This window comes from Faecalitalea cylindroides ATCC 27803 (assembly GCF_000469305.1).
In the GTDB taxonomy this organism is placed as follows: Bacteria; Bacillota_I; Bacilli_A; order Erysipelotrichales; family Erysipelotrichaceae; genus Faecalitalea; species Faecalitalea cylindroides.
The window spans coordinates 1-3,205 of sequence record NZ_KI270954.1 but is presented as its reverse complement, the minus strand read 5'-3'; the positions used below and the strand labels follow the sequence as shown (position 1 = coordinate 3,205).

Here is a 3,205-nt window from a genome sequence, read left to right as displayed (position 1 = left end):
TGTTATTGATTTCATCGATCTAGAACGCTTTGAACAGGCGGCTTACAAAAGAAGAGCAGGAAGAGCTGGTCGAACACGTTGAAATAAGAGAATGCTTACGTAATAATGGCTAAATCGATATATGCAGCCTGGAAAACATAGATGGACTGCAGCGTATGAACGAGCTCATTGACCAGCTCCAGAAAAAAGGGGCGGAAATTGTACTGTACGAGGATGACAGAGTTGTAGAAACTGAATTCCTAAAAAATATCATTGAAGCACACTTTGATTCAGAAAGGTATCTGCAGGAAAAGGACGATAAAGTTATTGAGAAAGATTAGTGATTTGAGGAGGAAGATTTATGAGGATCACAGACATTTTTGATGCCGTAAGAGATGGAACTTACTTTGACTTTATGGATTTTTATTCCGGAAATCCGAATTTGTTCAATAAGTATGCAGGGATGAGTCTGCTTCAATTGTCTGTTGTCAATGACCGTTATCCAGATGAAAAAATAAAGATCCTTCGTTTTTTGATTTCTGAGGGAGCGGATGTTAACTTTCTGAGTCCAAAAGATCAAAGAAATGCGCTGCATATATTTTATTTTTCTGTTTTAAGACCTGAGCCTCAGTACATGTTAAAAATAACGCAGCTTCTGATTGCGGCTGGAGTGGATATCAATAAAAAAGATAAATATGGCGCGATACCGCTGCAGTATGCGATTACCGCTGTGAAACTGCCGACGAAGACAATCATGCCGGTATATCAATATTTGATGGATCGAGGATCAAATATTTGTGAAAAAGATAACTTTGGCAAAACTTGCCTTGATTATGCTGAAGAATTTTCATGGAGAAATGATTTGATCCATTTGTTGGAAGGGAACAATATATTCTAAATATGAAAAGGTTAAAAAAACAGGAAATCATTTTTTTTGTTCTTGTATTGGCAGTCATAGCCGCTGGTCTGCTTCTGCCCAAAACAGGAGAACTGGTACTGCTGGATGAATTTTGTGATCTATCAGTTATATGGATCGTTTGTGCTTATCTGGTCATCCGGGTGGTGCGAAACAGGACTTTGCTGTCGGCTTCCAGAAAGGCTCTGGGAGCAGGCGTTGTTATCGTGTGTTTTGCTTTAGCGCTCTGGTTTTCTAAGGATCTGGTGCTTGATTTGTCGTCAGGTTCGCAAACGGTTGAATTAAAGGATATACAAGTCAGCGAATCTTTGGCACATACGGGAATTTTTTCGCACCATTATTATCTGACTGGTTCTGATAATGAGGATGAAATTCTTCGATTAGAGATTTCGGGCGAAGACTATGGCAGGCTGCAACAGGGTCAAACCGTAAGGGTCGAGTACTATAAACATACGGGGCGGATCGTGAAGGTGGATTGAAAAGAAGTAGATTTATTTTTGGTTTTATGCTAAATTTTTTCCTAAAGAAATAAAAGCGACAAATTGAAATGAGGAATGGAAATGAAAAAGAAGATTTCACGTGGCGATTTGTTCTATTACGATTTTGGAGAAAGAGAAGGATCGATTCAATCTGGAGTGCGTCCGGTATTGGTTGTCCAAGCTAATGAGTTTAATACCAACGCTCCAACTATTATCGTTGCTTCGCTTACTACAGTATTAAAGAAAAGATACTTACCGTCGCACATAATATTAGGTAAGGAATTTGGCTTAAAGAAACCGTCAATGGTATTGCTCGAACAGATCCAGACAATCACAATAGGTTTCGCTCAAAAACAATTGCGTTTAGAGTATCACCTGAAGAAGATGAACAAATAAATATTGCTGTGTCTTTAACAGGATTATCTAAACAAGATTTTATTACCAGTAAACTATTGGATAGAACGATCAATGTACAAGCTAATTGTAAAGTTCATAGAGCTGTATTTGATCGGCTTGGTGAAGTTCTCGATGAATTAAAAAGGCTGGAACCATCAGACGATATAGATGATGAATTAATGGATAATATATCGCTTATATTGACAGTAGCTAATGGGCTTTATAATCCAGAAAATCATATTGAAAGTGAGTAAACCTTTATAGGATTGCTATTTGGATTTATAGAATTGCCATTTGGCTACAAACTTTAAAGATATTTTGTTGTTTGCTATAATTAGTTTAAAATGTGGAGTGATTAATTTATTTATGTGAGGAGGGCCGACTTGCAATATAAGGTATATGGAAAACAAAACCAAGATGTGATTGTTCTTCTGCACGGTGGAGGCTTATCGTGGTGGAATTATCGAGAAATCTCTGAATTACTTCAAAATGATTTACAGATAATTATCCCAATACTAGACGGACACACAGGCAGCGATAAAGATTTTACTTCAATTAAAGACAATGCCGACGAAATCATTTCTTTCATTGATAGGAATTTTGGTGGCTCGGTATTATTGATTGGCGGGTTATCTCTTGGTGGGCAAATACTAGTTGAAATGTTATCTCAGCGAAAAAACATCTGTCGTTATGCAATTGTAGAAAGCGCATCAGTTATTCCGTCTAAACTAACTTACTCTCTGATACGACCAACATTTGGAACGTGTTATGGACTGATCAAACAAAAGTGGTTTTCTAAATTACAATTTCGTTCGCTTCGAATAAAACCAGAACTGTTCGATGACTATTATCAAGACACTTGTGGTATCACAAAGCAAAATATGATTGCTTTTTTACAAGAAAGTTCTATGTATTCTATGAAAAAAACTCTTGGTGAGTGTACAGCGAAGGTTCATCTGTTTGTTGGAGAGCGGGAAAATAAACGTATCTTATTTTCTGCAAAAAAGATCAGAGAAGTGATCAAAAATTGTGATTTACACATACTCCCGTCTATGTATCACGGTGAATTTTCTATTAACCAGGCTGATCGTTATGCAAAAGAGTTATATGACATTATAAAATTGCATTGATTTTCTGGTTTTCGATTAAAGTACGGTTAAACAGTACTTTCAAGAAAGAATTATTTAGTACCCTAATGGAAGCTGCTAGCCATCAGGAACTATTCCAAACGAACAGTTGCAACGAATTTTGCAACAAAAAATATGATAGGTAAAATAAGATATAGATAATATGGATGAAACAAGCCAAAATAGCCATCATTTAGATAATAAATATGAGAAATGATAATACATATAAGGAGTTCGAATAGTATATATGAGAAAAGCCGTTTAACGTTACCAAAATTGAAAAAATGATAAAATCGGTAACGTTAAAT

Annotated in this window: 6 protein-coding genes; all 6 read left to right on the top strand. The window is 36.2% G+C overall.

The window, feature by feature from the left end; all coding sequences use genetic code 11:
- The first annotated feature begins 155 nt into the window (after positions 1 to 155).
- The 6 genes from HMPREF0367_RS10350 (at position 156) to HMPREF0367_RS00625 (ending at position 2,900) form a co-directional block, all read left to right on the top strand.
- A complete protein-coding gene (locus HMPREF0367_RS10350; protein WP_015536440.1) occupies positions 156 to 320 on the top strand; it encodes a hypothetical protein in 165 nt (54 codons plus the stop codon).
- A gap of 20 nt (positions 321 to 340) precedes the next feature.
- Positions 341 to 877 carry an ankyrin repeat domain-containing protein gene (locus HMPREF0367_RS00645; protein ID WP_015536439.1) on the top strand — a complete coding sequence of 179 codons (537 nt, stop codon included), beginning with the start codon at positions 341 to 343 and terminating at the stop codon, positions 875 to 877.
- Between the two features lie 2 nt (positions 878 to 879).
- Positions 880 to 1,374: a hypothetical protein gene (locus HMPREF0367_RS00640; RefSeq protein WP_022790692.1), complete on the top strand. Its 495-nt coding sequence runs from the start codon at positions 880 to 882 to the stop codon at positions 1,372 to 1,374.
- A 75-nt stretch (positions 1,375 to 1,449) separates the two neighbouring features.
- Positions 1,450 to 1,770 carry a type II toxin-antitoxin system PemK/MazF family toxin gene (locus HMPREF0367_RS00635; protein WP_229039525.1) on the top strand — a complete coding sequence of 107 codons (321 nt, stop codon included), beginning with the start codon at positions 1,450 to 1,452 and terminating at the stop codon, positions 1,768 to 1,770.
- A gap of 8 nt (positions 1,771 to 1,778) precedes the next feature.
- Positions 1,779 to 2,024, top strand: coding sequence for a hypothetical protein (locus HMPREF0367_RS00630; RefSeq protein ID WP_195191645.1), 246 nt, complete (start codon positions 1,779 to 1,781; stop codon positions 2,022 to 2,024).
- Positions 2,025 to 2,153: 129 nt separating this feature from the next.
- Positions 2,154 to 2,900, top strand: a complete 747-nt coding sequence (locus HMPREF0367_RS00625) for an alpha/beta fold hydrolase (protein ID WP_022356683.1) — start codon at positions 2,154 to 2,156, stop codon at positions 2,898 to 2,900.
- The last annotated feature ends 305 nt before the right edge of the window (positions 2,901 to 3,205 follow it).

What these genes read in the sequence shown, in the direction of transcription:
- HMPREF0367_RS10350 (WP_015536440.1), top strand. Translation starts at nt 156, where the DNA reads ATGAACGAGCTCATTGACCAGCTCCAGAAAAAAGGGGCGGAAATTGTA.
- HMPREF0367_RS00645 (WP_015536439.1), top strand. Translation starts at nt 341, where the DNA reads ATGAGGATCACAGACATTTTTGATGCCGTAAGAGATGGAACTTACTTT.
- HMPREF0367_RS00640 (WP_022790692.1), top strand. Translation starts at nt 880, where the DNA reads ATGAAAAGGTTAAAAAAACAGGAAATCATTTTTTTTGTTCTTGTATTG.
- HMPREF0367_RS00635 (WP_229039525.1), top strand. Translation starts at nt 1,450, where the DNA reads ATGGAAATGAAAAAGAAGATTTCACGTGGCGATTTGTTCTATTACGAT.